Consider the following 23526-nt stretch of genomic DNA (forward strand, 5'->3'; position numbering starts at 1 on the left):
AACCTGCAATGAAAAATAATGCAAAGAATATTAGAGACTAGTAAGACTATTCTTGATTGAAGAACTTAATTCTGATAAAGATATAATTTTATCTGGAGAGAACCAGTAACCGAGTACAATTACATCATCCATATATTCAAAAGAAAAATTTTCATTCATTATTAAATTGGCTTTTTCAGTAGAGCCAATTAAGCTAAGTGCGATAACCTTTAAAGGCAAAAGCAGATAGTCATTATCCATAGAACACAAAAAATCGCCACCTTCATCAATCATTCCTAAGTGACAAAAATGCCACGCCAAAAGATGCGCTTGATATTCTCCGCCTTGAAATGACTTTAGTATGAATTCGGCATTTACTTCAGATTGACTTTTATTATTATAAATACGAGATAATGTACAGCAAAACCCTTTGTCACCACTACTGCGATTGACTGCCAAGTCACGCTCGATACCTTCTTCTAGATTACTAATGTTCCCCGTTTTATTGAATTCTATATATCCATGAAACGAAAATATATCTATGCATGCAGAACATCTTGAGTATAAAAATTCTGTTACTCTTTTTGCACTATCACGATCACCGACAAAAGCTAGTAATTTTGAAAATACATCTAAAGACCAATCGTCGAGATCCTGTAACCTAGTAGCATCCTTAAACTGGCTAATTAGAGTTAACTTCTCATCATTGCTGATAAAATGCATAACTGAAATCAAGAAACGTAAGAATAAAGAAGGCGATGATTTTACATCAATTGGGAAATAATTAAGGACTAGTTTTGCCTCAGTTAAAAACCCCATTCGCGCCATAATCACGCTTAAATTAAGCAAAACAGAAGGGTCTGATGGCGATAATGACTTGATAAAATCAATCAAGGCTGATCTATCAAAATCCCCTAATGCGATTTGAGTTGCATACTTACTTCTTGCGACATCAAGGATTCCACCTTTTCTTGGGAAATAGAATTGGGGAGTAGTTTTCTTGGAAAGTAAGTTATATAAATCAAGGTAGTCTAAATTATTCATAACACTCAACCAGTATGAGCCAAGTTGTCTGTGCCAGCATCTTTATAAAGTTACCGCATGTATGATTGAATCTTGTTCTGTTATCGACAAGTCAGGGTGCATGGGTAAACTAATTATTTTTAAAGCTATATTATCTGCAATTGGTGTGTCTTTATATCCATAACAAATGTACCCTGGCTACTTGCTGATCAGAAGCGGATAATGTATCGCAAAGCTAATGTTGTGTGCCATTAAATTAGCCTGAACTTTTTCGCGGAATTCAACCTCTATTGTATATTGAGAATACACATGAGTCAGATTTTTTGGTAAGCGCCCAGTTAACCCCATCCCCCGACCTCTGCTGGTTTGGGCATCAGCCATGGCATCAGATCGTCCAAGGGCTTTCCGTCTTGCAGGTACTGGGGTAGTTGCGTGAAGAGTTCCTTCAGGTAATGGTACGGTTCCCAACCGTTGGCCTTGGCCGTGGCGATGACGGAATACCAGGCGGCGGTGGCATGGACACCGACTTCGCTCTGGGCAAATAGCCATTGCTTGCGATCCTGGGCAATGGGGCGATTGAAACGCTCGGCGTGGTTGTTGTCGATATGCAGACGACCGTCTTCCAGATACACCAGCAGCTTGGGCCACTGGTTGATTACATAGGTATAGGCGGTCTTCAGCACACCCTCGCGCACCTCGGCCAGTATCAGGGTCTCGTCGATCCATTGGCGAAACTGGCCCAACACCGGCCGACTGTGCTGGTCCCGATAGGCCTTTTTCTCCTCGGGTGATTGGCCCTTGATCAGCCGTTCAATGGCGTAAAGCTGGCGAATGAATCCCAAGGCCTTTTGCGCCTGAGCACGAGCACCAGGCCCTGATGCACTCTTGGCAGCGACATCGAATTTGCGTCGGGCGTGGGCCCAGCAGCCCACTGGCGTCACATCCACACGTGCTGCCGTGCCGTTATAACCCCCATAGGCATAGGTTTGGAGATAGCCCGAGAAGCCCCTCAACAACTCATCCGCCACCGCACCGGCGCGGCTGGCGCGGTAATCGATCAGGACGATGGGTGGCCCGTGAGTGAGGCGCGTAACCAAAGATAGGATTTTTGCCAGGCCCCTCGGCCCGGTTCATCCAACACCTGGAGGGTGGTTTCATCGGCCTGTACATAATCACTGAGGATGAAGTGCTGTCGCATCACCTCAATGACTGGCTTGAGCAGGTGTTCATGGCCCTTGATGGCCCAATCGGCCAGGGTGGTCCGGTTGAACGGGACGCCGAAGCGCTGCTCCATGATCTGCGCCTGGCGGTACAGGGGCAAGCCATCAACAAACTTGGCCGTGCCGATATAGGCCAGCAGGCCGGGAGAGACCTGGTAACGGGGCAGCGGGGCCGCCGGGGCCTGGGCCGTCTTCACGCCCTTGGCGCAGCAGGGGCAGCTGTACTTGATGCGCACCTGCTGAAGCACCCGAAACACTGGGGGGATCACATCGTACTGCTCGCTGATCTCCTCACCCATGGGCATCAACTCTGCACCACAGGCGCACTGCTTCTCGGCCTCGTCCAGGTCATGCACCACCCGCACCCGTGGACCAGTTCCAGGTGGTGGCCCGTATGGCCTTTCTGGGCACCGGGGGTATTGTTGTTGCCGTTTTTCCCCGCCTTCTTGCGATTGGGGTCAGTGGACGGGGGCTTGGAGCTGTTGCGGCTATTGAGTCCGAGTCGGTTCAACAGCAACGTGGTCAGGGTCAGCAGCAGCTCCAGCGATTCACGCAGCGCCGGTGAGAGGTTTTTCTCCTCGTCGAGCTGCCGTCTGACCGACTCGAGGGTCTGCTCGACCGGGATGTTGTCGATTATCATGGGCCGGGCTACTCGAACACTTCGCCGGCTTCCACCGCCATGATCGAGGACAGTACCGCCAGCCGTTCGGCAGGAGGCATGGCCTGATAGCGTCGCCCCCAACTGTGTGCCTTGCGTTTGATGCTCTGGCGGTGCGTGAAGTTGCGCCCCGCAAAGCTCGGCCAGTGCACCCGGTCCGGGGTGAAGTTGAACCACAGCTTCTCGGTTCTGACCCCGGCCTGATTCATCACCTGCAGTTCCAAGGTACGCCACTCTCCCAGCAGATCGTCGTAGAGCGCCGAGGGATAGCCGGAGAGGATCACCGCACAAGGCAATTGCTTGAGCAGTTCCAGCAATTGCACATGATCACTTTCCTCGTACTCGAAACGATAACGGCGTTTGGAACGGCGGGTGTGGTGCAAATAAGGGGGATCGCAATAAATCAGTTCCCGACCCTGAAAGTCGAACGAGCGGAGAAACTGATGGGCGCAGCCACAGACCTTCTCGATCGGATAGTCACACTCAAAGTGGGCCAGTGCAGCCGGATCGAGATCGATGGCAATATTGCGCAGCGCCGGTGGCTTGCGCTGCATGATGGCGCCACCGCCAAGATGGGTCTCGATATAGGTGTCGTGGGGCGGCATCAGGGCAATGATCGGTTGACACAGACCTGAAGTCGCTTTGGAACCAAAGTAGTTGCTCATGAGAACAGCCCATTCTCAAACAGAGGATGGAACACAGCATAGATGGGCCTTCCTATGCTGTCAAGGGCAAATGTAGGTGATTTTTTGGTTCGGAGAGTTATGGCTTGGCTCTGACGGGCACTTTATTGAAGCGCCCCTGAATAGTTACGCTGGGTTTTTAGATCAATGAATTCGATGGGCTTTTGGCCTTGGTCTAGGCGGAGATAGGCCTCGGGGCTGATGGTTTTTTCGGGGTATGTGGCTAACAGGTGATCATCGCGGGTCAGGAGTTTGATGCTGCCCTGTGGGAAGCGATCAAGTGCGCGGAGGAGTTGCTCATCCTCTGGATCATGGGCGTCAAAAACGGGGCCTTCATTGGCTAATGCGGCAAGCTATTGTTTATGGCTCCTCGACGTTTCATGTGGATTTGAGTATAGAAGCGGCTGGGCTGGCGATCAGGTAAGGGACGCGGAAAAAATAGATTACCCCAATTTCTAGCTGCATATATTTTCGAATTGTTTTAAAATTTGCCCATGTTAACCGCACAGATAAATCAGATGTAAAGGTACAACAAATATGGATAAATACTGCTACTGAGCTTTCTGGCTCAGCGCGGCGGATATTCATGGCACAAGTCGTTGAGCTCATCGGGTGGGGTGGTCAACGGTTTGCGGAATCGGTATTGGGGTGGGATAGAAAAACAATACGAAAAGAACAGAAAGAGATTCAATCTGGCTCGCCTTACATAGACGGCCGTCGTCGTTCAGGCCGCAAGAAAGCCGAAGCGCATTTCCCTCAACTTCTCGACGATATTGATGCGGTCGTTGGCCACACGGGACAGACGGACCCGACGTTTAAAAGCACCCGTGTCTATATTCCGATTACGGCCAAAGAGGTCCGACGCCGGTTGATTGATGATAAAGGCTACCGTTCACGCGAGATCATCGGTGAACGGAGTCTGCGTACCAAGCTCAATGAATTGGGCTACCGCCTCAAACGGATCAAAAAATGTCTCCCTCTTAAACGCATCGAAGAAACCGACGCCATCTTTGATGAAGTGCATCGGATCAACCAGGAAGCCGACGAGCAAGCCGGTGTGCTACGGATCTCTCTGGACACCAAGGCGGCCGTCAAGGTTGGGCGATTCTCCCGCAATGGACAGAGCCGAACCCCTCAAGCCGCCCTTGACCATGACTTCGACCCGGACACGACACTAACGCCCTTCGGCATCCTGTTACCCCAGCAGGCCAAGAGTTACCTCTGGTTCACGGAAAGCAAGGTCACTGCGGACTTCATGGTGGATTGCATCGAGCAGATGTGGGGCAAAATCGAGAACCGGGAGCGCATCCACACCCTGGTGATCAACGCCGACAACGGCCCTGAGAATAGTGGCCGACGCACGCAGTGGTTGAAGCGGCTGATTGAATTCAGTGATTGCCACGGGATCCATATCCAGTTGGCTTACTATCCGCCCTACCACAGCAAATACAATCCGGTGGAACGGCTCTGGGGTATTCTCGAAAATCATTGGCGCGGCGAATTGCTGGAGACCGTGAAAAAGACCCTGGGGCTGGCAAGGAGCATGACCTATAAAGGCATTCGGCCCGTTGTTAGAAAGGTGACGAGAACATACGAGTCTGGGGTGACCTTATCCAAGCAAGCCATGCTTGATGTCGAGCAACGACTGGAGAGAAAATCCGGCTTGGAGCCTTGGTTTATTTCGATTCAGCCAATGGCTGATTTGGGGTAATCTATTTTTTCCGCGTCCCTAAATCATGGTCATGAAGGTCTCTGTATTGCGGTAACCCCTGGCCCTTGCTCTGGCCGCTTGGAACAGGCTGTTTAAGCCCTCCATCCGAGCGTTGGTGTAGGTAGAGGTCCAGCGCCTGACCACGCGCTTGGCATGCCGCTCTAGGCTGTTCAGGGCCTTGCGCACCGGCTCCAGTAGTTTGTTTTCACCCACCAGCAAGCGGGTGTAGTTGATAAACCGGCTGATTCGCCATTGGGCCGCACGAGGGGTCTTCGCTTCGCGTATCCAGCGCAGTCGCTCTTTGACGCGCCACGCCGTGGCCGTGTCCAAGCCCTGCTCCAGGAGTTCGGCCAAGGCATAGAGCTGGTTGCTGGTCAGGTTGTCCGGCTCACCTTTCTTCAGCACGGCCCAACGCAGATGGCGGGGCATGGGCTTGATCCGACCCTCTTGCTTTCTGACCTCGTCCACCGCGTGGGTAAACATCTGCACGATATGAAACCAATCAACGGTGACCTCCGCGTTGGGCAGGTTATCGGCAATGCCGCTGAGAAAGGCCGGGGACATATCGCAGACGACTTCAAGAATCTGCTCTGGCTGGCCTTGATGCGTTTTCAGGAATTCGGCGAAGTGCTTGAGGGTGTCCTTGCCTTTGCCCGGCGTGACGAAGAGCACCGGCTCATGGGATTTGGCCATGTCTATGAAGACGGTGACGTAGTGGTGGCCTCGCTTTGAGGCGGTCTCATCCAGACCAACAGCCTTCACGCTCGACAGGTCGAACTGCGCAATGGCGCGCTTGACGTAGTGCTTCACCACGCGCCACAGCCGCTGATCGGTGATCGCCATAATCCGTGCTGCCGCCTCTACGGCATCTCCCGCACCAAGGTCATGGCGGCTTGCTCAAACAGCAGGGTGAAGCGACTGCCTTTGCGAGCCCAAGGCACCTGTATCCGCCTGACCCCGTGTTCAGGACAGCGCACGCGGGCCGTGGAGGCATGCACATAGCAGCGGTGCTGAAAGAAGTTCAGATGCCGCCAGCGGAATGCCTCGAAGTCATGTGCCTTACACAGCTGGCCGCATTCTGGGCAGGGGAACAGACTGCCACGCGGCGCTTCGACCCAGAGGTGCAATTCATGGGGCTGCTTGTCCTTGTCCAGTGCTTGGTCAACCAACTTCCATGGGGCTTGAAGGCCCAAACCGAGCATCAGGATTTCACTGCTGTCCACCATCATTCCTCCACGCAAAAGCGCAGGCTACACCGGTGGGAGTTCAGGGACAATTCCACAGGTTTTGTCGAGGAGCCTTGTTTATCTTTTACAAATTCTGTGAGTAAGCGCCTTGCTTTGGACAATACAGTTTTATTTGTTTCTGGCTTACCTGCTGCGATATTCTCTCTGCTTAGCTGTTTATAGAGATTGTATTCAAGGGTTTGTGTCGATCCACAATATAGCCAAAGGCGGACCTCATTTGAAGCGGCCATATCGATGGCAAGGGCACTTGTTTCTGCATGTGGCTTTCGCTGAGAACATATATCGATGGCGACATTAACGTCAATGAGCAGATTCATAGTCAACGCAATCCTTTTATTTCCTCGCGTAAGCGAAGGCCTCAATTCGATCTAATTGTTTTTCAGTCAATTCTGGCAGTTCATCATCTGGTATTAATCGTTGCAAAAGTATTGGCAGTTTATCCCAAGGCTTCCAATATATACCGGGTGCTGTCCATTCTGAAGAAACTGCGAATGAGCGAGCCCTGCTTCTGGATAGAGCGCAGTATGGACGTCAGGTGCCGCTTCATATCGCGCAGGTTGAATATTGAAAGTTGGCTCAAGCGTCGCTTGGCATGGTTCCACACCTGCTCATCGGGATTGAGCTCCGGGGAATATGCGGGCAGGAAAGCCAGCAGTATCTTGCCCTCCTGTTCAGCGATGAATCGCTGCGTTTCCTTGCTGTGGTGATAGCGGGCATTGTCGGTAATGACCAAGATCGGCTGGCCGGCATCACGGTGCAGCTTTTTCAGGAAGGCGATAAATTTCGTCGAGTTCATTTTGTCTTCGATAAAGCTGAAACGCATGTCGCCGCGAGGCGAGACCGCGCTGATCACCTTCAGACCAAAGCGGCCACCGCTGTTCTTCACCACGGGCGTTTGGCCGATCTTGCCCCAGGTCAGGCCGCGATGGGCATCACTGCGCACTGCAGCCTCATCCACGAAGAAGATGGCCGCGCCAAGGCGCTGCGCCTGTGCCACGGCCTCGGGAAAGGTTTCCTTGAGGTAGCGGTCGATCTTGCGCGGGTCTTGCTGGTAGGACTTGTAGATGGGGCGCTGCGGGCTGAGGCCCAAATGCCTCAGCAGACGACTGACGGCGCTCTTGCTCAGTTTGACCTTGCGTTCCTTTTCGATCAGCGTCCGTAAGGCATTGAGTGTCCACAGGCAGAAATCGAACTGGTACTGCTGCGGGTTTCCCAGGGTTACCGCGTAATAGACCCAGCGCATGTCTTCCGTTGACAGTTTGCGCGGACGGCCACTGCGCGCTCCCTCACGTAACGCATCCCAGCCACCACTGCGATACAGAGACAGCCAGTTAAACACGGAGCGTTCCGGCACATTGTAAATTTGCTGCACTAAATGCACAGGCTCTTGCCTCAACACGATGGCCTCGACCACCTCCCTACGGCGCTGTTCACGTATTTCGATCTGTGTGCTCATGCAGCCAATTATATACTGCCATTACTTATGCAACAATTAATAGTAGCGGTGCATTTTTAATTGCCTCCATGCGTTGAAGTAGGGCCCTGGCTCGCTCTATTTCTTCTGGTGGCAAATTGTATGGTGTTTTTTCTTCTATGGCGTCGTCAGGCAATGTCACCATAACTGTGAATTTTTTGTTCTTGAGATGCAAGGGTTGTTTGAATTTTAACTTGCCATTTTCATAGATGGCTTCAACTTGCATGGCGTGCTCCCATTTTCTTTAGGTCTTTATCTTGTAGTTGGTAAATCTCCCCTGTGTGATAACAGGTGTAAGTGCATTTTCCTTGCATGGGTAGGTCAATCCGTTCACCGTACTCACTCATCCAGCCAATCTGGCGAGCTGGTACGCCGACCATGAGGGCATAGGGCTTGACGTCGCGGTTTATGACGGCACCGGCACCAATGAAGGCGTATTCACCGATGGTAACTCCACAGACTATGGTGCAATTGGCACCCAGTGTGGCGCCTCGTTTGACAAGGGTATCGCGATATTCCTCTTTACGGGGTACAGCCGAGCGGGGATTGTAAACATTGGTGAAGACCATGCTCGGGCCGCAGAATACGTCATCTTCTAAGGTGACGTTGTCATAGACGGATACGTTGTTTTGAATCTTGACGTTGTTGCCTATTACCACCCGGTTAGCGACAAAGACGTTCTGCCCGAGGGTGCAGCCTGTGCCGATCTTGGCGCCACCACAGACGTGGACCCAGTGCCATATTCGGCTTTCCGCACCGATACTTGCGCCCTCATCGATGATGGCTGTGGGGTGAATTTGTGCGTTCATTGGGTTTCGTCAGTATTCCAATGGCAGTGCTACTTTCTTGCCATCCCGGGCTGAGAGATAGAGGGCAATGAGGAGTTCCAGGCTTTTGAGGCCTTCTCGCCCGTCGGTTTCTGCTTCGGCTTTGCCTTGGAGGGTTTGGATGACGTTTTCATAGTAGAGCGGATGGCCAAATCCGTACACGCTGGTGGTGGTGTAGCTGGCTTGGTGTATGTGTTCGTCTTCTGGCTTGGGGTCGGCGAATTCCCAGTGTTGGATTTCATTGACAGCAACACCGCCAATGCGCACTGTGCCTTTTTCGCCGATTATGCTGATGCTGCCCTCCAGGTTTTTTGGATAGGTGAGCATGGTGACGTTGAGTGTGCCGAGTGCGCCATTGCGCCAGCGCAGTGCGGCTACGCCACTGTCTTCTACCTGAATATTGCGCGCCAGGGTTCCGGTGTAGGCCATGACGCTTTCGACGGGGCCGATCAGCCAGTCGAGCAGGTCAACATAGTGGCTGGCTTGGTTCATGAAGGTGCCACCATCGAATTCCCAGGTACCGCGCCATTTGGCGCTGTCGTAGTAGGCCTGAGGACGGGTCCAGAAAACATTGATGGCTACACTGTATATGCGCCCAAAGCGGTTTTGCTCCATTGCCTGCTTGAGCAACTGCAAGGTGGCATTGCGCCGGTTTTGCTTGACCACGAAGAGCTGAACCCCGGCCTTATCGCAGGCTTCGACCATGGCCAGCCCATCCTTCCAGCGTGTGGCCATGGGTTTTTCAGTCACCACATGCCGGCCTGATTCTGCGATGGCGATGGTTTGAGCAGCATGAAGGCCGCTGGGAGTGGCTAGGGTTACACAATCCACTTCGGCTTCCTGTAGTAGTTTTTCAAGCTCGAGATAGACAGGCACTCCCGTTTTGTTTTGTGCTTCTTGCAGGGCCTTGGGGTTGTTGTCGCAAAGGGCGACTAGCTCACAACTGCCCTTGTGCGCTTCAAAGGCGGCGAGGTGGTTTTGGCCGATGCGACCACAGCCGACAAGGGCGAAGCGGATTGGACGCTGGGTGATGGGGGTCATGGGGCTTGTCACAAAGCTCGTCTCGCCGAAATGCGCGGCATCTTGATTGAATTTTGATTTTTGGGGTCGTTCATGACCGCGCTTCAAGCGCGGTCATGACTGCACGGGCGAAATTGCTGAAGTCTTGCAGATTGTGTTGCACAATGCTGTGGACGATACGCCAGTCGATGGCATCGTAGTTATGCATGGCGATGTTTCTGAAGCCGACTGCTTTTTTTAGTCTTGCCGCAAGTTCGGCATCGATGATACCGACCTGCGCCAACAGACCAAAGGTTTGTCCCATGGTCGCAGGTGCCGGGAGTTCGGCTGTGGCAATGCAGTGCGCGGCAATATCAACGCAAAGCTGGACGGCACGACTCAAATTCAATGCAACTATATCTTGCAGGTCAAAGTCGGTTTCCAGCACGGTGAGGTCAGCTGGGCACCGAGTGTGAACGCGGTGCAGACAGCGGCGCAGGGACTCAAGCTTTTGTTCGACTACTTGCCGATCCATGCCTCTCGCCTTTCTTTGAGGATGCGGTTGAGGAGGGGCATGAAGTCGGCCATTTCGACTAAATGGCGACTGATCAATTCGCCATGAGCGGCGGCGCTGCCGAGCACGCGCCTACCATGCATGACAATCTGACTGAGCAGTGGCTGGCCGATGCTGTTCAGGTCAATCAAATCGATAGGGCGTCCGGTGTGGTCAGCCAGAGCGGTGATCAGCGCCATTTTCTGCTCGGCGCTCAGGTGGTGGCGAGCAGCCACGGCGATGTCGAGGTCGCTGCTCGCAGTCGCTGTGCCTTGTGCAACCGAGCCAAACAGCATAGCCAGGGTGATTTCAGGGAATTTTTCCAGCACCTTGCGCAAACTGGCGTCGGATGCCTGGGGTTCCTCGTTTGGCTGTGGTGTTGTCGGGGTTTGAAGTTTGGTCATTGTTGATCTATCTGTTTTCTCCCTCAGTGTCCCACGACCATCGAAGCCAGGTGTCAGGTGACGTGCCGTCAGTTAAACATCTCATCCGGGCTTTCGGCGCTGAGGATGGCTTCTGCCCAGTGTTCCAGACTATCCAGGTCGGCCTGCCTGATGCGCGCCTCATGCTGCTGGGCAACTTGGTGGCCAAATTTTCGGCTTATCTGGCGCAGCAGCAATTCGGCTTCGCCGTGCTGCATACCTTGCTGCATACCTTGCTGCATGCCTTGTTGAATACCTTTTTGGAAGCCTTCTTCTCTCATTCGAACGGATAATGCGGTCATGGCAAGGTTCTCCTCTGCATATTCTTGCTGGTAGCGCTTGAGTTCATTGTCGTCCAGTGCCGTGTAGATGTCGATGAAGTCGGCATATTTACTTCGCCGTTCGGGGTCGGGTTCCAGTTCCATCAAGCCGCGGGTGGCGGCGGCGTAGATGGCCAGCTTGTCTTCTGGGGCGTAGTCCATGCAGGGCAGCGTGAGCCGGGCGACGATGTTGGGGCTGTCGAGATACTGGTTTGCCGGGGTGGCGAACAGGGCGGTGCTGAGGTAGCTGAAGTGGAGATAATCCCGGTTTTCGCTGCCCAGTCGCAGTTGTTTGGGGTAGCTGCCAGGATGCAGGAAGATGACCACCGGCACCAGGCGTTCGGTATCGAAAAGTTCGGCCAGGTCCAAGCAGTAATGGGCCAGGCGGTGGATGGAGAAGCGCTTGGGGTCGGTTTCTTCTTCCAACACGAACAGGATGGCGCTGCGGCGGCCATCGCTCCATTCCACCAGCAGTGGCACATCCAGTTCCCGAAAACGCTGGCCGAGGCGTTCTTTGATCTGCTCTTCTCGCACCGGAATTATCCGCGCACCCGCATCTATGGCCTTCGCCTCAGAAGCCGCGAAGAAGGCCAGCGATTCTCGTGGATAGTCGAGAATGAGGTTTTTGTAGTTCTGGTCGTGGTCCATGGCGTTTCTCTCCTGCGGGGGGATTCACCCACAAACCTCAGTCAGTGGATGTTGCCAAACAGACTTTCCAGACTGGAGGCTTCCAACACCTGATCTAGCCAACCTTCTATCTGCTCCGCTGAGGCTCTGCTGATTTGTTCTGCCACACCAGCAGGGATCTCCCCAAAACGCTTGCGCAGCAGACGCTGCAGGGCTAAAGCTTCGCCTTGCTGCATACCTTGCTGCAATCCCTGCTGCATGCCCTGCCGCATACCTTCGGCCCTGTAATCTTTTGCCCATTGCTCTACTCGGTCTGCCAGTGCCACGTTGAGTTCCTCCAAGTCGTTAACTTCTGGTAAAACAATACGGTACTCAGCCCGCCGCATCAAGCTGCCGCGAATCCAATGGGCAAAGATTTTGCGCAGGTCCGGGCGGTCGGCCAGCCAGTGCTTCAGGGTTTCAATGATCTCGCGCAGGTTGTCCGGGTTGGATTGCTGCTCCAGCCGAAAGGCGGCGATCACGCGAGTCTTGTCAGTGAGTTCATGCCGGTTCGTGGGTAACACGGCAGTCACGCTGCTTCTTACCTTTGTGGTAGACCAAGTCTAACGGCTTCGGCTTGTACGTTTTCAATGACTTCAAACAACATGTCGCACGCTTGCTGTGCGGCCAACAGGCTGTCTAGAAAAGTCTGGGCATCGTGCATGTATTCGTGCACCAAGGCATTGCGCAGCCTGCGCGCAGCAATGAAGGCGTCGGCACTTGGCAGAAGCTCCAGCCTTTCGGCAACGGCAAGTGTATCAAGCAGCGTTTTGCTGGTTTCACCCACCAGTGCTGCCATGCGTGGCAGCAGTTTTTCGCCTATGTGGTCTTGCAGTCTGCCAAAGCGGCTAACAAAGGCTTCGACCTTTTCAGCCATCTCAGGCTGGTCACTTAGGCGCTGCACCCAGAGCAAATCGATGGGCAGCGCAAACAAGGTGGTTTGGCTGTAGCGCAGGTGCTTAGCCTCCTTGTTTGCCAAGTCGAGCGCCAACAGCGCAGGTTGTAGGTGTTCGGGCAGGTATTTAAGGCTCATAGCTGGATGCCGGTTTGTTGTGCGACTTCCAGCACGGGGGCTGAGGGGGTTGCGCTGTCTTTTAGCAGGATGTCGATTTTGCGGTCTCCCAGCTGGCGGATGAGGGCAACGTAAATGGATCCGACGGTGGCGGCACGGTTGCTGACCAGTTGGTCGGTTTCAAACAGCAGATCAATATCGCCTCCCTTCTTCGCGTCGTCCACGCGCGAACCAAAGAGGATGACGCGAGCGCCATCACCCAGCACTGCACGGGCGGTTTGCTTTATGCATGTGATTTGGTGTTGGGTCAGGCGCATTTTTCAAGTTGCAAGTTGCAAGGCTCAAGGCTCAAGGCTCAAGGGGCAAGGGTCAAGGGTCAAGTTCTTGATCGGATGGTTTTTATCAGGGCATGGAGCATTTTAGATATTTCTTGGGCTTCGTTTAGCCAGTGGCGGCCGGTGTCTTTGGGGATGTAGCCGATTTCCATGCCGATGTAGATTTGGGTGCGCAGTTCGCCTGCGGATCCTTTGCTGTAGTTGAGAAAGTTGGCGATTTCTTTGTTGCTGTCTCGTTCGTAGCCTTCGGCGATGTTAGATGGTATCGATAATCCTGCCCGTGTAATCTGGTCGCGAAAGCCATAGTCTCGTAGCTCGGCGAGGGCTTTGTAGATTTCTGCACTCAGCCGCGCCGAGCGCTTCCAAACCTCCAACTCCTCAAACCGCATCCATTTCCCCTTGAATCTTGACACTTGAGCCTTGCACCTCGCTTGGTTCCGTGCCGTCAGCGCCCACGGCACCCATAGACAAGGGTACCAGCCACAAACTTCAGTCAGTGGATGTTGCCAAAAAGACTTTCCAGACTGGAGGCTTCCAACACCTGATCTAGCCAACCTTCTATCTGCTCCGCTGAGGCTCTGCTGATTTGTTCTGCTACACCAGCAGGGATCTCCCCAAAACGCTTGCTTAGCAGACGCTGCAGGGCCAAAGCTTCGCCTTGCTGCATACCTTGCTGCATACCTTGCTGCATACCTTGCTGCATACCTTTCTGCATACCTTTCTGCAATCCCTGCTGCATGCCCTGCCGCATACCCTCGGCCCTGAAGTCTTTTGCCCATTGCTCTACTCGGTCTGCCAGTGCCACGTTGAGTTCCTCCAAGTCGTTAACTTCTGGTAAAACAATACGGTACTCAGCCCGCCGCATCAAACTGCCGCGGATCCAGTGGGCAAAGATTTTGCGCAGGTCCGGGCGGTCGGCAAGCCAGTGTTTCAGGGTTGCGATGATCTGGCGCAGGTTGTCCGGGTTGGATTGCTGCTCCAGCCGAAAGGCCGCCGCTACCAGGTTTTCCAGTGCTTTGAGTGTGCTGTCTTGGTAAGAGTTCTCTTCGATGAGCAGGTATTCCATGTGCGGCTTGAACTGCTCTACCAATCCGGGCACCGGGGGGGGTCAGATCGGCGATCTGGGTTTTCGCCTTCCAGGTATCGCCGCCGTTGTAGAGCACGATGGGCAGCACGGGTGGCAGGGGATCACCTGGCTTGATGGCCTTGGCCTTGATCAGGTCCTGATAGAGCAAGCCGACATAGACCATCATGCGCAGCGCCATGTGGGGGTCATCGGTGCTCTGAAACTCGATCAGTAGGTAGAGACACAACCATTCCTTGCCGACCTGGATGCGCCAGACCACGTCGTCTTCGCGTTTCTGAAAATCTTCGCTGACGTAGTGGCCTGAGACCTTTTCCAAGGTATTGAGGTCCAGGCTGTGCAACCAGGCATCAGGGATGAAGCCAAGAATCAGGTCCCGCACCATCTCCGGGATGGAGAACAGGTGCTTGTAGCCGATGTCGTGGTGGTTGCTCATGGGTGGCAAGTGATTACGCGGGTCCTCATATTGTTGTAGTAACGCATCATACTTTAGTGAATAAATTCACCTAGGCATGTTTCGCGCAGGCCAGGTGACGTGCACCAATGCCTTGCGTTTTATTTTTCTAACTTCGCAGATCAAATTCCATAATTTTTCTTACAAAACTCAACTAGATTTTTGTGCCAGTCAATCAGCACCGGTGTTGCTAGTAGAAGGCCGCTGAAAAATTCAGCCAGCCACCTAGGATTCTCTTCGTATTCGTGATTGATGGCATTGCGCAGTTCACGCATTTCTTTCCATGCTTGTACGCTTTCGATGACGCCGAGCTTCTCCATGTATAGCAATACGGCTGTGAATGGGTCTGTTTTTTGCTCTTCCTCGATAGCCACGGCACGCATGGTCTTTCCGATATGTTCCTGAAAATCGCTGAAGCGTACTCGAAAGGCTGCTAGTGTTTCGTGGTCTTCTGGTGTCAGGCTTTCCCAGTCGTCTATGGGAATTAGTCGTTGTGCCTGTTCAAGGGAATAGTCCAGATAGGCAAGCATGCGTTGTAAGTGATCGAGCTTTTTTTCAATCAGTTGAAGATGCTCGGTCATAGGGGCAAGCCTTCTCGCTTTGCTATGGCACCTATCGGGGTGGTTTCTCCAAAGCTGCGGACGATAAGATCCACTGGGATATCAAGCGCTTCTTCGAGAGCAATTTTGCAGCGAATTTCATCATTCAATGCATGAGGACTTGCCTCGACGTAGAGGTCAAGGTCGCCACCTTTTTTGCGATCATCAAGACGAGATCCAAACAGCCATATACGCGCATTTCTACCCAGATGATAGCTGATGCTTTGGGTAATGGCTTCGGCTTGTTCTTGGCTTATGCGCATGTTTTCAGCTAGTTAGCGCGAACCTGAACAGTAACAGGTCTGGATTACTTACCGCGTATCGAGCAGTTAGAAGTCAGGTTCGATTTATGTGTAGGCGGCACACTAGGATCCTCAGCCTGCTACACGGGTCTATCTGGATTTCTCTCTCACTATCCCACGCTTCCCTATGCCAGGCTAGGTATCGCGCTGTCACTCAAACAGCTCATCCGGGCTTTCGGCGCTGAGGATGGCTTCTGCCCAGTGTTCCAGACTATCCAGGTCGGCCTGCCTGATGCGCGCCTCATGCTGCTGGGCAACTTGGTGGCCAAATTTTCGGCTTATCTGACGCAGCAGCAATTCGGCTTCGCCGTGCTGCATACCTTGCTGCATGCCTTGTTGCATGCCTTGCTGCATGCCTTGTTGAATGCCCTTTTGGAAGCCTTCTTCTCTCATACGAACGGATAATGCGGTCATAGCAAGGTTCTCCTCTGCATATTCTTGCTGGTAGCGCTTGAGTTCATTGTCGTCCAGTGCCGTGTAGATGTCGATAAAGTCGGCATATTTACTTCGCCGTTCGGGGTCGGGTTCCAGTTCCATCAAGCCGCGGGTGGCGGCGGCGTAGATGGCCAGCTTGTCTTCTGGGGCGTAGTCCATGCAGGGTAACGTGAGCCGGGCGACTATGTTGGGGCTGTCGAGATACTTGCGCGCCGGGGTGGCGAACAGGGCGGTGCTGAGGTAGCTGAAGTGGAGATAATCCCGGTTTTCGCTGCCCAGCCGCAGTTGTTCGGGGTAGCTGCCAGGATGCAGGAAGATGACCACGGGTACCAGCCGCTCGGTGCCGAAGAGTTCGGCCAGGTCCAGGCAGTAGTGGGCCAGGCGATGGATGGAGAAGCACTTGGGGTCGGTTTCTTCTTCCAGTAGGAAGAGGATGGCGCTGCGGCGGCCATCGCTCCATTCCACCAGCAGGGGCACATCCAGTTCCCGAAAACGCTGGCCGAGGCGTTCTTTGAGCTGCTCTTCCCGCACCGGAATTATCCGCGCGCCCGCATCTATGGCCTTCGCCTCAGAAGCCGCGAAGAAGGCGAGCGATTCGCGTGGGTAGTCGAGAATGAGATTTTTGTAGTTCTGGTCGTGGTCCATGGAGTTTCTTTCCCGCAGGGGATTAACCCACAATCCTCAGTCAGTGGATGTTGCCAAACAGACTTTCCAGACTGGAGGCTTCCAACACCTGATCGAGCCAACCTTCTATCTGCTCCGCTGAGGCTTTGCTGATTTGTTCTGCCACACCAGCAGGGATCTCCCCAAAACGCTTGCTTAGCAGACGCTGCAGGGCCAACAAGCTTGCATCGGCTGGTTCCACTGAGACTCCGGTATAATCGGCGATCTGACGTACCTCATGAGCGCGGTTCAACAGGCGTCCCAGCTCTCTTGGAACGCGTCCATCATTAACTAAAACTTGGCCGAATGCGCCGATGAGACCGCTATGGGTGCGGCCAACATCGGACTCCATGTGTGCAAGTCCAGAAGCCATTAACGCAGCGCGAGCCGCATCAAACATAGCATAATAAGCGCGGTTAACCGCACCATCGGCATCGCCCAGTTCAAGCATGGAATGCGCAGACGAAGCGGCCGTGATGGCCTTTGCGATCAGGGCTTCTAGCGTCAATGCTCGGTGCCTTATACCTGAACCCCATCCCGAGCGATGTTGTGCAGCAAATCCGGATTGGCGTAGTCCTCTGGATGTTGTTATTCGTCGAGCCAGATGGGTAAGGGTGAAATGAGAATGCCGGTTTCAAGCAACACATCAAAGGTGACATCCGCCATGTCGAGCTTGGCAGCTAGGTTTCATGTTCCGGGGCGGCGCTGTCCGCTCCATCCTCCTTGGGAGACCGATACGCCGTATCAGACTACTTGCGCTCAGCCTGCCTCAGCAAGGTGGCATACACCTCACTTTTACACCCTACACTAAGGCCATCAGCCCCACTCAACAGCGTTGCCGTACCCAAGGGCGGGCCGTGCCCCAGCCAAGCCACAGCCATGAGGCCTGCCCCTAGTGGTTGCGCGGCGACCACGGGCCACCCTATTAGTTGGCTGAGATTTGTGGGTGATCAGGTACCCAGGGGTCAGTATTCGGTCTGTTACTGCTGCCGTTCAATAATCAAGCGAAACATCCCATCTTGAAAATCAAAGCGGGGTTCCTTGCGGCTACTTTGCTTGGCACTTTCAATGATTTTCAATGTGCCACTGCCCCAGTTTTCAAATAGACCCATCAGGTAAAAGACTCGTGCTATGAGCTTATTCCCCGGTCGGGATGGATGATGTCGTTTGAGCGTTTCCAGGGTAATGGTGGGCGTGAACAATTGAGCCGGGTTATAAAAACTTATCCATGAAGGCCGGACTTCAATGGTTGATTTCACATCGATGCGGTAGTCGCGATGGACGATCATGTTGACCAAGGCCTCGCGCAGCATGGCTTTGGGAAATTCATAGTGCTCGCTACCTGATTGCTCTCCCTTTTTGTAGCTTTTTCTCAGGCTGTTTAACAAGAAACCCTGGGCCTTGGCAAAGACATCAATGAGGTTGCCGTTGTATTCTTGTTCATTGGTCATTTCATCATAGCCCGTATCTGCGGGGAAGCTGGCAGCCTTGATCTCATAGTGCCCTGAAAAGAAACGCTCAGGGTTCTTGCCGAATAATAGTATGCCAGCATTGCTGATGATTCCTTGTTTGAGCAGATCCAGTTTCTCCATGACCTGGTCAACTGGCAAGTAGATACTTTGGTTGAGATCTCTGACGGCATTAGCCGTTTCTATGAACTGCCGTACGCTGGCCTCATCAATATCTGCCATGCTGGCCTGTGTACAGGGCTGAAAGTCAAAGCCGTAACCATTGTTCCTTTGCTGCAGCATGAGCTGGTATTGGTCTTGGCTTAATTGCTGGGTTGTGCTGCCAACGCGGATATAGGCCCTTCCGTAAGCAACATGGGGCTTCAGTGGACTCTGCTCTATGCTGACTCTTATGCATGTCATACCGTCAAACTGGACTTTTTCAATTTGTGGATAGAGCTTTGGTTCTGTATTGAGTTTGACTGTATTGGCTATGTTCTTAAGGGTGTCATCGGTTACCGATTGCCCAATAATTTGGCCATCATCCGCTACGCCAAAGTAGAGCACTCCACCCTTGTGATTGGCAAAGGCACATAGGCTTTGGATGGCTTCCTTGAGCAGTGAGGTGGAGCGCTTGAACTCGATGCCTTCGGATTCTCCCGCGTTGATCTCTTGGCTGTATTCGGTCATCTAGGAGCCTGTCGGGTTTAGGTGCCCGTAGCGAGCAAGGTGGGAGAGCGAGAACAAATTTTCACGATTTTGAGGCGCTGAGTTTCCCTACGCAACAAAAAATCGGGGCCAATGTTTAAAACAATTCTGGGCCGTTCTTCCCACCGGCGCAGTAGGAGCATCCTAAATCCGACAGGCTCCTAGTATGTTCCAAAGGGTCAACAACCTTGGCTCGGGCGAAGCCACGCGGAAAGATATAGCGAAACTCTTCCTTGTGGCTGTCATTGACGAACCTCACCTCAGGGCAGTGCCGTTCTATGCGCCTGATTCCACTACCCAGACCGCTGTAGGGCAACAGATATTGCCCCAGAGAGTTGAGAATGGGGTTGCGGTGTATGGCCAAACCCTGCCTGATCTTTTCCACGGTCAAGGAGTTCACCAGCTTGCCTGGGCTGATGATTTCTAGGCGGTCATGAAAGAGAAACAGCTTGATGCTGGCGTTGATAAAGTAATCGCGATGGATCAGTGCGTTGATCAAGGCCTCAGTGAGGCAGATCTCAGGGATCTCCGGCAAGCCTGGGCTGTTGAATTGATCGCTATTTTGCCGATGGCGCAGATTGCTGTTGATGAAATTGAGCGACTGCTTGAACAGGTTGGGCAGCGTACCGCTGAATGTATCCTTGCTCAGGTATCGATCGCAGCCCAAGTCCGTGCCATCAAAATACGCCGCCTGAACCGTAAAGGGCTTGGAGAAACGCTGTGGGCTTTTGCCAAACAGCAGATTGCCCGCCAGGGTCAACTGCCCTTGTTTGATCAGGTCCAGGTTTTCACAGAGGGTTTGCAGCGCAACCCGCTCTGCCCTCAGTTCTTCGTAGCTGTGCGAATCACGCTTGAGGAGGAATTCATACAGCAACTCCGTATTCAGATCCTGGATGTTGGTGCCAGCCACCGGGGACTCATCCGCAGACAGACCGCCAGATTCAGCGAACAGTCTTTTGAGCTCCTCCGGCGACATCTTGCGCTTATCCGCTCCGGACTTGGTCAGATACAGCCCACTGCTGGTGGCATAGGGTCTCGCCTGCCCTTTTCTTACCCCTATGGCGAGTAGTTTCTTGCCCTCGAACACCAGGGTTTGCACCAGCGGATAGACCGGCGGCTTGACATTCTCATTGGCAGCGTTGGAGACCAGCTGATTCAGGCGATCAATATCCCCATCCTCCAGCCCTTTGACCTCGCGATTATCCGCCACGCCTAGCAGGATCAGACCACCCTCGGCATTGGAAAAGGCAGCCAGTTCTTCGGCCAGCTTTTTCGCCTCGAAGATATTCTCCTTGAACTGGGTGAAGCTATCTTCTCCGGCTACAATCAGCCTGCCCAGATCATCCGCCAGCAGCATCCAGTAATCCCGTGTCTTGATAGAGCGCTTCGGCGCTGAGTTTGAGGCCGATGGAGTGCAACTCGATTTCCTCGTCCTCCTGGATGATCTGATGCAGCCAGCCCTGGTCGGTAAGCCGGTACAACTCGACCCAGGGGCGGGTTTGGTCGATGAGGACATATTCTTGCAGGCTCGCCAGCTGCCGGTAGGAGCGCAGCTTTTCCTTGCGATCGATGGTTTCGGTGGATTCCGACAGTACCTCGATGATCAGGCAGGGGGCCTGCAGGTAATCCTGGGGAGCACTTGGCTTGAGATCGTCGGCATCGCAGGTGGCCACCAGGTCCGGGTAGTAATAGGCATTGTCTGCCGCCACCCGCACCTTCATGTCAGCCATCCAGACACCGCAGGGCTTGCCCCGCAAGTGTTGGCGAATGGCTATGGCGGCATTGAGCGCCAGGGTACCGTGGGTCTTGGAGGCACCGGCCATGGCATAGACATCGCCGTCCAGGTATTCGTGCTTGATTTCTGAAAGCCTTTCTCCGTCCAGGTAGTCTTGCTCGGAGATGATTTGTACCGGATTGAGCATGTTTTACCTCTGTTCCGTGCCAGGAACCGCCAGTTTCAACAGAATTTTTAGCCACAGAGCCACAAAGCACACAGAGAAAAATCCTTTGGGGGTTTGCAGTTTTTACGTTGCGTTTTTACTGTCGCTCTCTCTGGCGCTCAGCGTCGGAGGTGCAACGGGATAGGGTTGGCCATGTCTAGCGGCAACCCCGGATTCCGCCCTTCGACAGGCTCAGGACATCGCTTCGCTGCATCCGGGCTACAGGCTTTGCGCGCTTTGCGATCCATTTAGGGTATCAGCACCTGAGTCTCAGGCAGAGCCGCCCGCAACCGCTGTGCTAGGGCGCTCTTGGCGCCGGCGTCGCCATGAACCAGGCGGATTTCTTTTGGTGGTTGGGCCATGCCGCTGGCGAAGTTGATCAGGTCCTGCTGATCGGCATGGGCGGAGTAGCCGCCGATGGTGTGGATCTGGGCGCGAATCTCATAGCGCTGGTCATCCAACACTACATAGCCACCGCGAGGGCCATACTGCTGAATGGCGCGGCCGGGCGTGCCAGCGGCCTGATAGCCGACGAAGAGCACATCGTGCCTGGGGTCGCCGAGCATGGCCTTGAGATAGTTAACCATGCGGCCACCGGCGCACATGCCGCTCGCGGCTATGACAAGGGCCGCCTGGCGGCTGTGGGCCAGGTAGTTGACCATGCGCTGGTGGTCGGTGTGGCTGTCCACCGTCACCAGTTGCTCGAAGTCCAGGGGGTGACGGCCCTCGGCAAGCCGTTGCTGCGCCTCCTCGTCCCAGAACTGGCGCAGTCGCCGATAACCGGCAGTGAAATCCGCCGCCAGGGGTGAATCCAGCACCACTTGCAGCTGCTGCCAGGCCTCGCGCGCGTCGGCGCCGTCTTCGCCATGCTGGTGGAACAGGCCTTCCAGCTCGTAGAGCAATTCCTGGGTGCGACCGACGCTGAAGGCCGGGATCAGCACCGTGCCGCCGTCCTTGAGGGCGTGTTCGATCACCCGCCGCAGGCGCAGCGCCCGCTGGCTGCGGTCTTCATGCAGGCGATCGCCGTAGGTGCTTTCCAGCACCAGCACATCGGCCTGCTCCGGCGGCTCGGGGGCTGGCAGTAGCGGCGTGTTGGGCGCGCCCAGGTCGCCGGAGAAGACCACTCGCTGCCCCTCCAGCTGGCACTCCACATAGGCCGAGCCGAGGATATGCCCGGCCCGCTGCAGGCGCAGTGCTATGCCCGGCTCCAGCTCATGCCACTGACCGAAGGGGATGGCCTGGGTGCGCTGGCGCAGCACTGCCAGGACCTGCTCGATCAGCTTGCGGTTACGGGTAACGCCAATTTTCAGCGCATCTTCCAGCACCAGCGGCAGCAGCTCCGCCGAGGAGGGGCTACAGAAGATGGGGCCGCGATACCCCGCCGCCAGCAGATAGGGCAGGCGGCCAACGTGGTCGATGTGCACATGGGTGATGACCAGGGCACGCACCTGATCAATGGGAAAATCGATCGCCAGCCGATCGGCACCAGAACCATCCGGCCCGGCCTCGGCACCCTGGAACAGGCCGCAGTCGATCAGCAGCGAGCGGCTGTCGTCCAGCATCAGCTGATGGCAGGAGCCGGTGACGCCATCCACGGCACCATGATGGAGGATTTGCATGAGTCTCAGATCCCGCTCATTCGCAGTGGGACAGGGCGGTGTAGCCGTGACGGCTGATCAGCTCATCGCGCTGCGCGGCGTTGAGATCGGCACGCACCATCTCGGCCACCAGCTGGGCAAAGCCGATCTTTGGCGTCCAGCCCAGTTTTTCCCGCGCCTTGCTGGCATCGCCCAGCAGGCTTTCCACCTCGGTGGGGCGGAAGTAGCGCGGGTCCACCTGGACTATGGGCGCTTGCTGGCCTGGCCCAGCGGCGTTGGCATTGGCATTGAGCCAGTAAGCCTTTTGTTCCAGGCCGCTGCCGCGCCACTCCAGCACCATCTGCAGCTCGGCGGCGGCGGCGTCGATGAACTGGCGCACGCTGAACTGCTGGCCGGTGGCGATGACGAAGTCCTCCGGCTGCTGCTGTTGCAGCATCAGCCACTGCATCTCCACGTAGTCCTTGGCATGGCCCCAGTCGCGCTTGGCGTCCAGATTGCCCAGATAGAGGCAGTCCTGCAGGCCAAGCTTGATGCGCGCCAGGGCGCGGGTGATCTTGCGCGTGACGAAGGTCTCGCCCCGGATCGGGCTTTCGTGATTGAACAGAATGCCGTTGCAGGCATAGATGCCGTAGGCCTCGCGGTAATTGACCGTGATCCAGTAGGCGTAGAGCTTGGCCACGGCATAGGGGCTGCGCGGGTAAAAGGGCGTGGTTTCCCGCTGTGGCGTTTCCTGTACCTGACCGTACAGCTCCGATGTGCTGGCCTGATAGAAGCGGGTCTTGCCCTCCAGACCCAGGATGCGGATGGCCTCCAGGATGCGCAGGGCGCCCAGGGCATCGGAGTTGGCGGTGTATTCCGGCTCCTCGAAGCTGACCGCGACATGGGACTGCGCCGCCAGGTTGTAGATCTCATCCGGCTGCGTCTGCTGGATGATGCGAATCAGACTGGAGCTGTCGGTGAGATCGCCATGGTGCAGAAAAAAACGCACATCCTGCTCATGGAGATCTTTATATAAATGGTCGATGCGGTCGGTGTTGAACAGGCTGCTGCGGCGCTTGATACCGTGAACCCGGTAACCCTTGTCGAGCAGGAACTCCGCCAGATAGGCGCCGTCCTGACCGGTGATGCCGGTGATCAGGGCAACCTTGTTTAAACCCTCGGCCATA

The 23526-nt window shown here is 54.6% G+C and carries 27 protein-coding genes and 2 pseudogenes; 1 reads left to right on the forward strand and 28 read right to left on the reverse strand.

What is annotated here, in order from left to right:
• Window positions 1-30: 30 nt before the first annotated feature.
• From D5125_17335 to D5125_03930, 5 genes are all read right to left on the reverse strand, one after another.
• Window positions 31-1023, reverse strand: coding sequence for a hypothetical protein (locus D5125_17335; protein ID QPB72205.1), 993 nt, complete (start codon window positions 1021-1023; stop codon window positions 31-33).
• 317 nt (window positions 1024-1340) lie between these two features.
• On the reverse strand, window positions 1341-2099 hold the full coding sequence (locus D5125_03915) for an IS66 family transposase (GenBank protein ID QFY88694.2): 759 nt from the start codon (window positions 2097-2099) through the stop codon (window positions 1341-1343).
• On the reverse strand, window positions 2060-2578 hold the full coding sequence (locus D5125_03920; GenBank protein QFY88695.2) for a transposase: 519 nt from the start codon (window positions 2576-2578) through the stop codon (window positions 2060-2062). The genes D5125_03915 and D5125_03920 overlap by 40 nt, the downstream gene beginning before the upstream one ends.
• Window positions 2527-2862 carry a hypothetical protein gene (locus tag D5125_03925; protein QFY88696.1) on the reverse strand — a complete coding sequence of 112 codons (336 nt, stop codon included), beginning with the start codon at window positions 2860-2862 and terminating at the stop codon, window positions 2527-2529. The genes D5125_03920 and D5125_03925 overlap by 52 nt, the downstream gene beginning before the upstream one ends.
• 8 nt (window positions 2863-2870) lie before the next feature.
• The gene (locus D5125_03930) at window positions 2871-3545 is read right to left on the reverse strand and encodes a DNA adenine methylase (protein ID QFY88697.1); all 675 of its coding nucleotides are present in this window, start codon (window positions 3543-3545) and stop codon (window positions 2871-2873) included.
• 493 nt (window positions 3546-4038) lie between these two features.
• On the opposite strand from D5125_03930, the gene D5125_03940 reads away from it, so the two are divergent.
• Window positions 4039-5274 (forward strand): ISAzo13 family transposase, encoded by a 1236-nt coding sequence (locus D5125_03940; GenBank protein ID QFY88698.1) that lies wholly within the window; start codon window positions 4039-4041, stop codon window positions 5272-5274.
• Between the two features lie 18 nt (window positions 5275-5292).
• Here the strand turns inward: D5125_03940 and D5125_03945 are convergent.
• The 23 genes and pseudogenes from D5125_03945 to gmd all read right to left on the reverse strand — a co-directional run bounded on the left by D5125_03945 (window position 5293) and on the right by gmd (window position 23525).
• Window positions 5293-6497 (reverse strand): annotated as a pseudogene (locus D5125_03945) (ISL3 family transposase).
• A gap of 2 nt (window positions 6498-6499) precedes the next feature.
• Entirely contained in the window at window positions 6500-6838 is a 339-nt protein-coding gene (locus tag D5125_17340) for a hypothetical protein (GenBank protein ID QPB72206.1), read from the reverse strand.
• Between the two features lie 119 nt (window positions 6839-6957).
• Window positions 6958-7977, reverse strand: coding sequence for an IS630 family transposase (locus D5125_03950; GenBank protein ID QFY88699.1), 1020 nt, complete (start codon window positions 7975-7977; stop codon window positions 6958-6960).
• Window positions 7978-8002: 25 nt separating this feature from the next.
• On the reverse strand, window positions 8003-8221 hold the full coding sequence (locus tag D5125_17345) for a hypothetical protein (protein QPB72207.1): 219 nt from the start codon (window positions 8219-8221) through the stop codon (window positions 8003-8005).
• A complete protein-coding gene (locus tag D5125_03955) occupies window positions 8211-8804 on the reverse strand; it encodes an N-acetyltransferase (protein ID QFY88700.1) in 594 nt (197 codons plus the stop codon). Before D5125_03955 ends, D5125_17345 begins: the two co-directional genes overlap by 11 nt.
• Window positions 8805-8813: 9 nt before the next feature.
• Window positions 8814-9863, reverse strand: a complete 1050-nt coding sequence (locus tag D5125_03960) for a Gfo/Idh/MocA family oxidoreductase (GenBank protein QFY88701.1) — start codon at window positions 9861-9863, stop codon at window positions 8814-8816.
• A 70-nt stretch (window positions 9864-9933) separates the two neighbouring features.
• Complete coding sequence (locus D5125_03965; GenBank protein ID QFY88702.1) at window positions 9934-10356, reverse strand: DUF86 domain-containing protein; 423 nt, start codon at window positions 10354-10356, stop codon at window positions 9934-9936.
• Window positions 10341-10778, reverse strand: coding sequence for a nucleotidyltransferase domain-containing protein (locus tag D5125_03970; GenBank protein ID QFY88703.1), 438 nt, complete (start codon window positions 10776-10778; stop codon window positions 10341-10343). The genes D5125_03965 and D5125_03970 overlap by 16 nt, the downstream gene beginning before the upstream one ends.
• A gap of 68 nt (window positions 10779-10846) precedes the next feature.
• Window positions 10847-11764, reverse strand: a complete 918-nt coding sequence (locus D5125_03975; protein ID QFY88704.1) for a DUF4351 domain-containing protein — start codon at window positions 11762-11764, stop codon at window positions 10847-10849.
• 41 nt (window positions 11765-11805) lie between these two features.
• Window positions 11806-12315 carry a DUF4351 domain-containing protein gene (locus D5125_03980; protein QFY88705.2) on the reverse strand — a complete coding sequence of 170 codons (510 nt, stop codon included), beginning with the start codon at window positions 12313-12315 and terminating at the stop codon, window positions 11806-11808.
• Window positions 12316-12323: 8 nt separating this feature from the next.
• A complete protein-coding gene (locus tag D5125_03985) occupies window positions 12324-12815 on the reverse strand; it encodes a hypothetical protein (GenBank protein ID QPB72208.1) in 492 nt (163 codons plus the stop codon).
• A complete protein-coding gene (locus tag D5125_03990) occupies window positions 12812-13111 on the reverse strand; it encodes a nucleotidyltransferase domain-containing protein (protein QFY88706.1) in 300 nt (99 codons plus the stop codon). Before D5125_03990 ends, D5125_03985 begins: the two co-directional genes overlap by 4 nt.
• Before the next feature lie 59 nt (window positions 13112-13170).
• Window positions 13171-13518 (reverse strand): four helix bundle protein, encoded by a 348-nt coding sequence (locus tag D5125_03995; protein QFY88707.1) that lies wholly within the window; start codon window positions 13516-13518, stop codon window positions 13171-13173.
• 104 nt (window positions 13519-13622) lie between these two features.
• Window positions 13623-14649, reverse strand: a pseudogene (locus tag D5125_04000) (Rpn family recombination-promoting nuclease/putative transposase).
• Between the two features lie 140 nt (window positions 14650-14789).
• A complete protein-coding gene (locus D5125_04005; protein QFY88708.1) occupies window positions 14790-15248 on the reverse strand; it encodes a hypothetical protein in 459 nt (152 codons plus the stop codon).
• The gene (locus D5125_04010) at window positions 15245-15529 is read right to left on the reverse strand and encodes a nucleotidyltransferase domain-containing protein (protein ID QFY88709.1); all 285 of its coding nucleotides are present in this window, start codon (window positions 15527-15529) and stop codon (window positions 15245-15247) included. The genes D5125_04005 and D5125_04010 overlap by 4 nt, the downstream gene beginning before the upstream one ends.
• A gap of 189 nt (window positions 15530-15718) precedes the next feature.
• Entirely contained in the window at window positions 15719-16648 is a 930-nt protein-coding gene (locus tag D5125_04015) for a DUF4351 domain-containing protein (protein ID QFY88710.1), read from the reverse strand.
• 40 nt (window positions 16649-16688) lie between these two features.
• Window positions 16689-17189: a HEPN domain-containing protein gene (locus D5125_04020; GenBank protein QPB72261.1), complete on the reverse strand. Its 501-nt coding sequence runs from the start codon at window positions 17187-17189 to the stop codon at window positions 16689-16691.
• Between the two features lie 457 nt (window positions 17190-17646).
• Complete coding sequence (locus D5125_04025) at window positions 17647-18804, reverse strand: putative DNA binding domain-containing protein (protein QFY88711.1); 1158 nt, start codon at window positions 18802-18804, stop codon at window positions 17647-17649.
• Window positions 18805-18919: 115 nt separating this feature from the next.
• Complete coding sequence (locus D5125_04030; GenBank protein ID QFY91048.1) at window positions 18920-20176, reverse strand: putative DNA binding domain-containing protein; 1257 nt, start codon at window positions 20174-20176, stop codon at window positions 18920-18922.
• Complete coding sequence (locus tag D5125_04035) at window positions 20163-20744, reverse strand: Uma2 family endonuclease (protein ID QFY88712.1); 582 nt, start codon at window positions 20742-20744, stop codon at window positions 20163-20165. Before D5125_04035 ends, D5125_04030 begins: the two co-directional genes overlap by 14 nt.
• A gap of 266 nt (window positions 20745-21010) precedes the next feature.
• Window positions 21011-22381 (reverse strand): MBL fold metallo-hydrolase, encoded by a 1371-nt coding sequence (locus tag D5125_04040; GenBank protein QFY88713.1) that lies wholly within the window; start codon window positions 22379-22381, stop codon window positions 21011-21013.
• A 16-nt stretch (window positions 22382-22397) separates the two neighbouring features.
• Window positions 22398-23525: a GDP-mannose 4,6-dehydratase gene (gene gmd / locus D5125_04045; GenBank protein QFY88714.1), complete on the reverse strand. Its 1128-nt coding sequence runs from the start codon at window positions 23523-23525 to the stop codon at window positions 22398-22400.
• Window position 23526 lies beyond the last annotated feature (1 nt).

The sequence above is a fragment of the gamma proteobacterium SS-5 genome (assembly GCA_009497875.2).
In the GTDB taxonomy this organism is placed as follows: Bacteria; Pseudomonadota; Gammaproteobacteria; order Chromatiales; family Chromatiaceae; genus Magnetovirga; species Magnetovirga frankeli.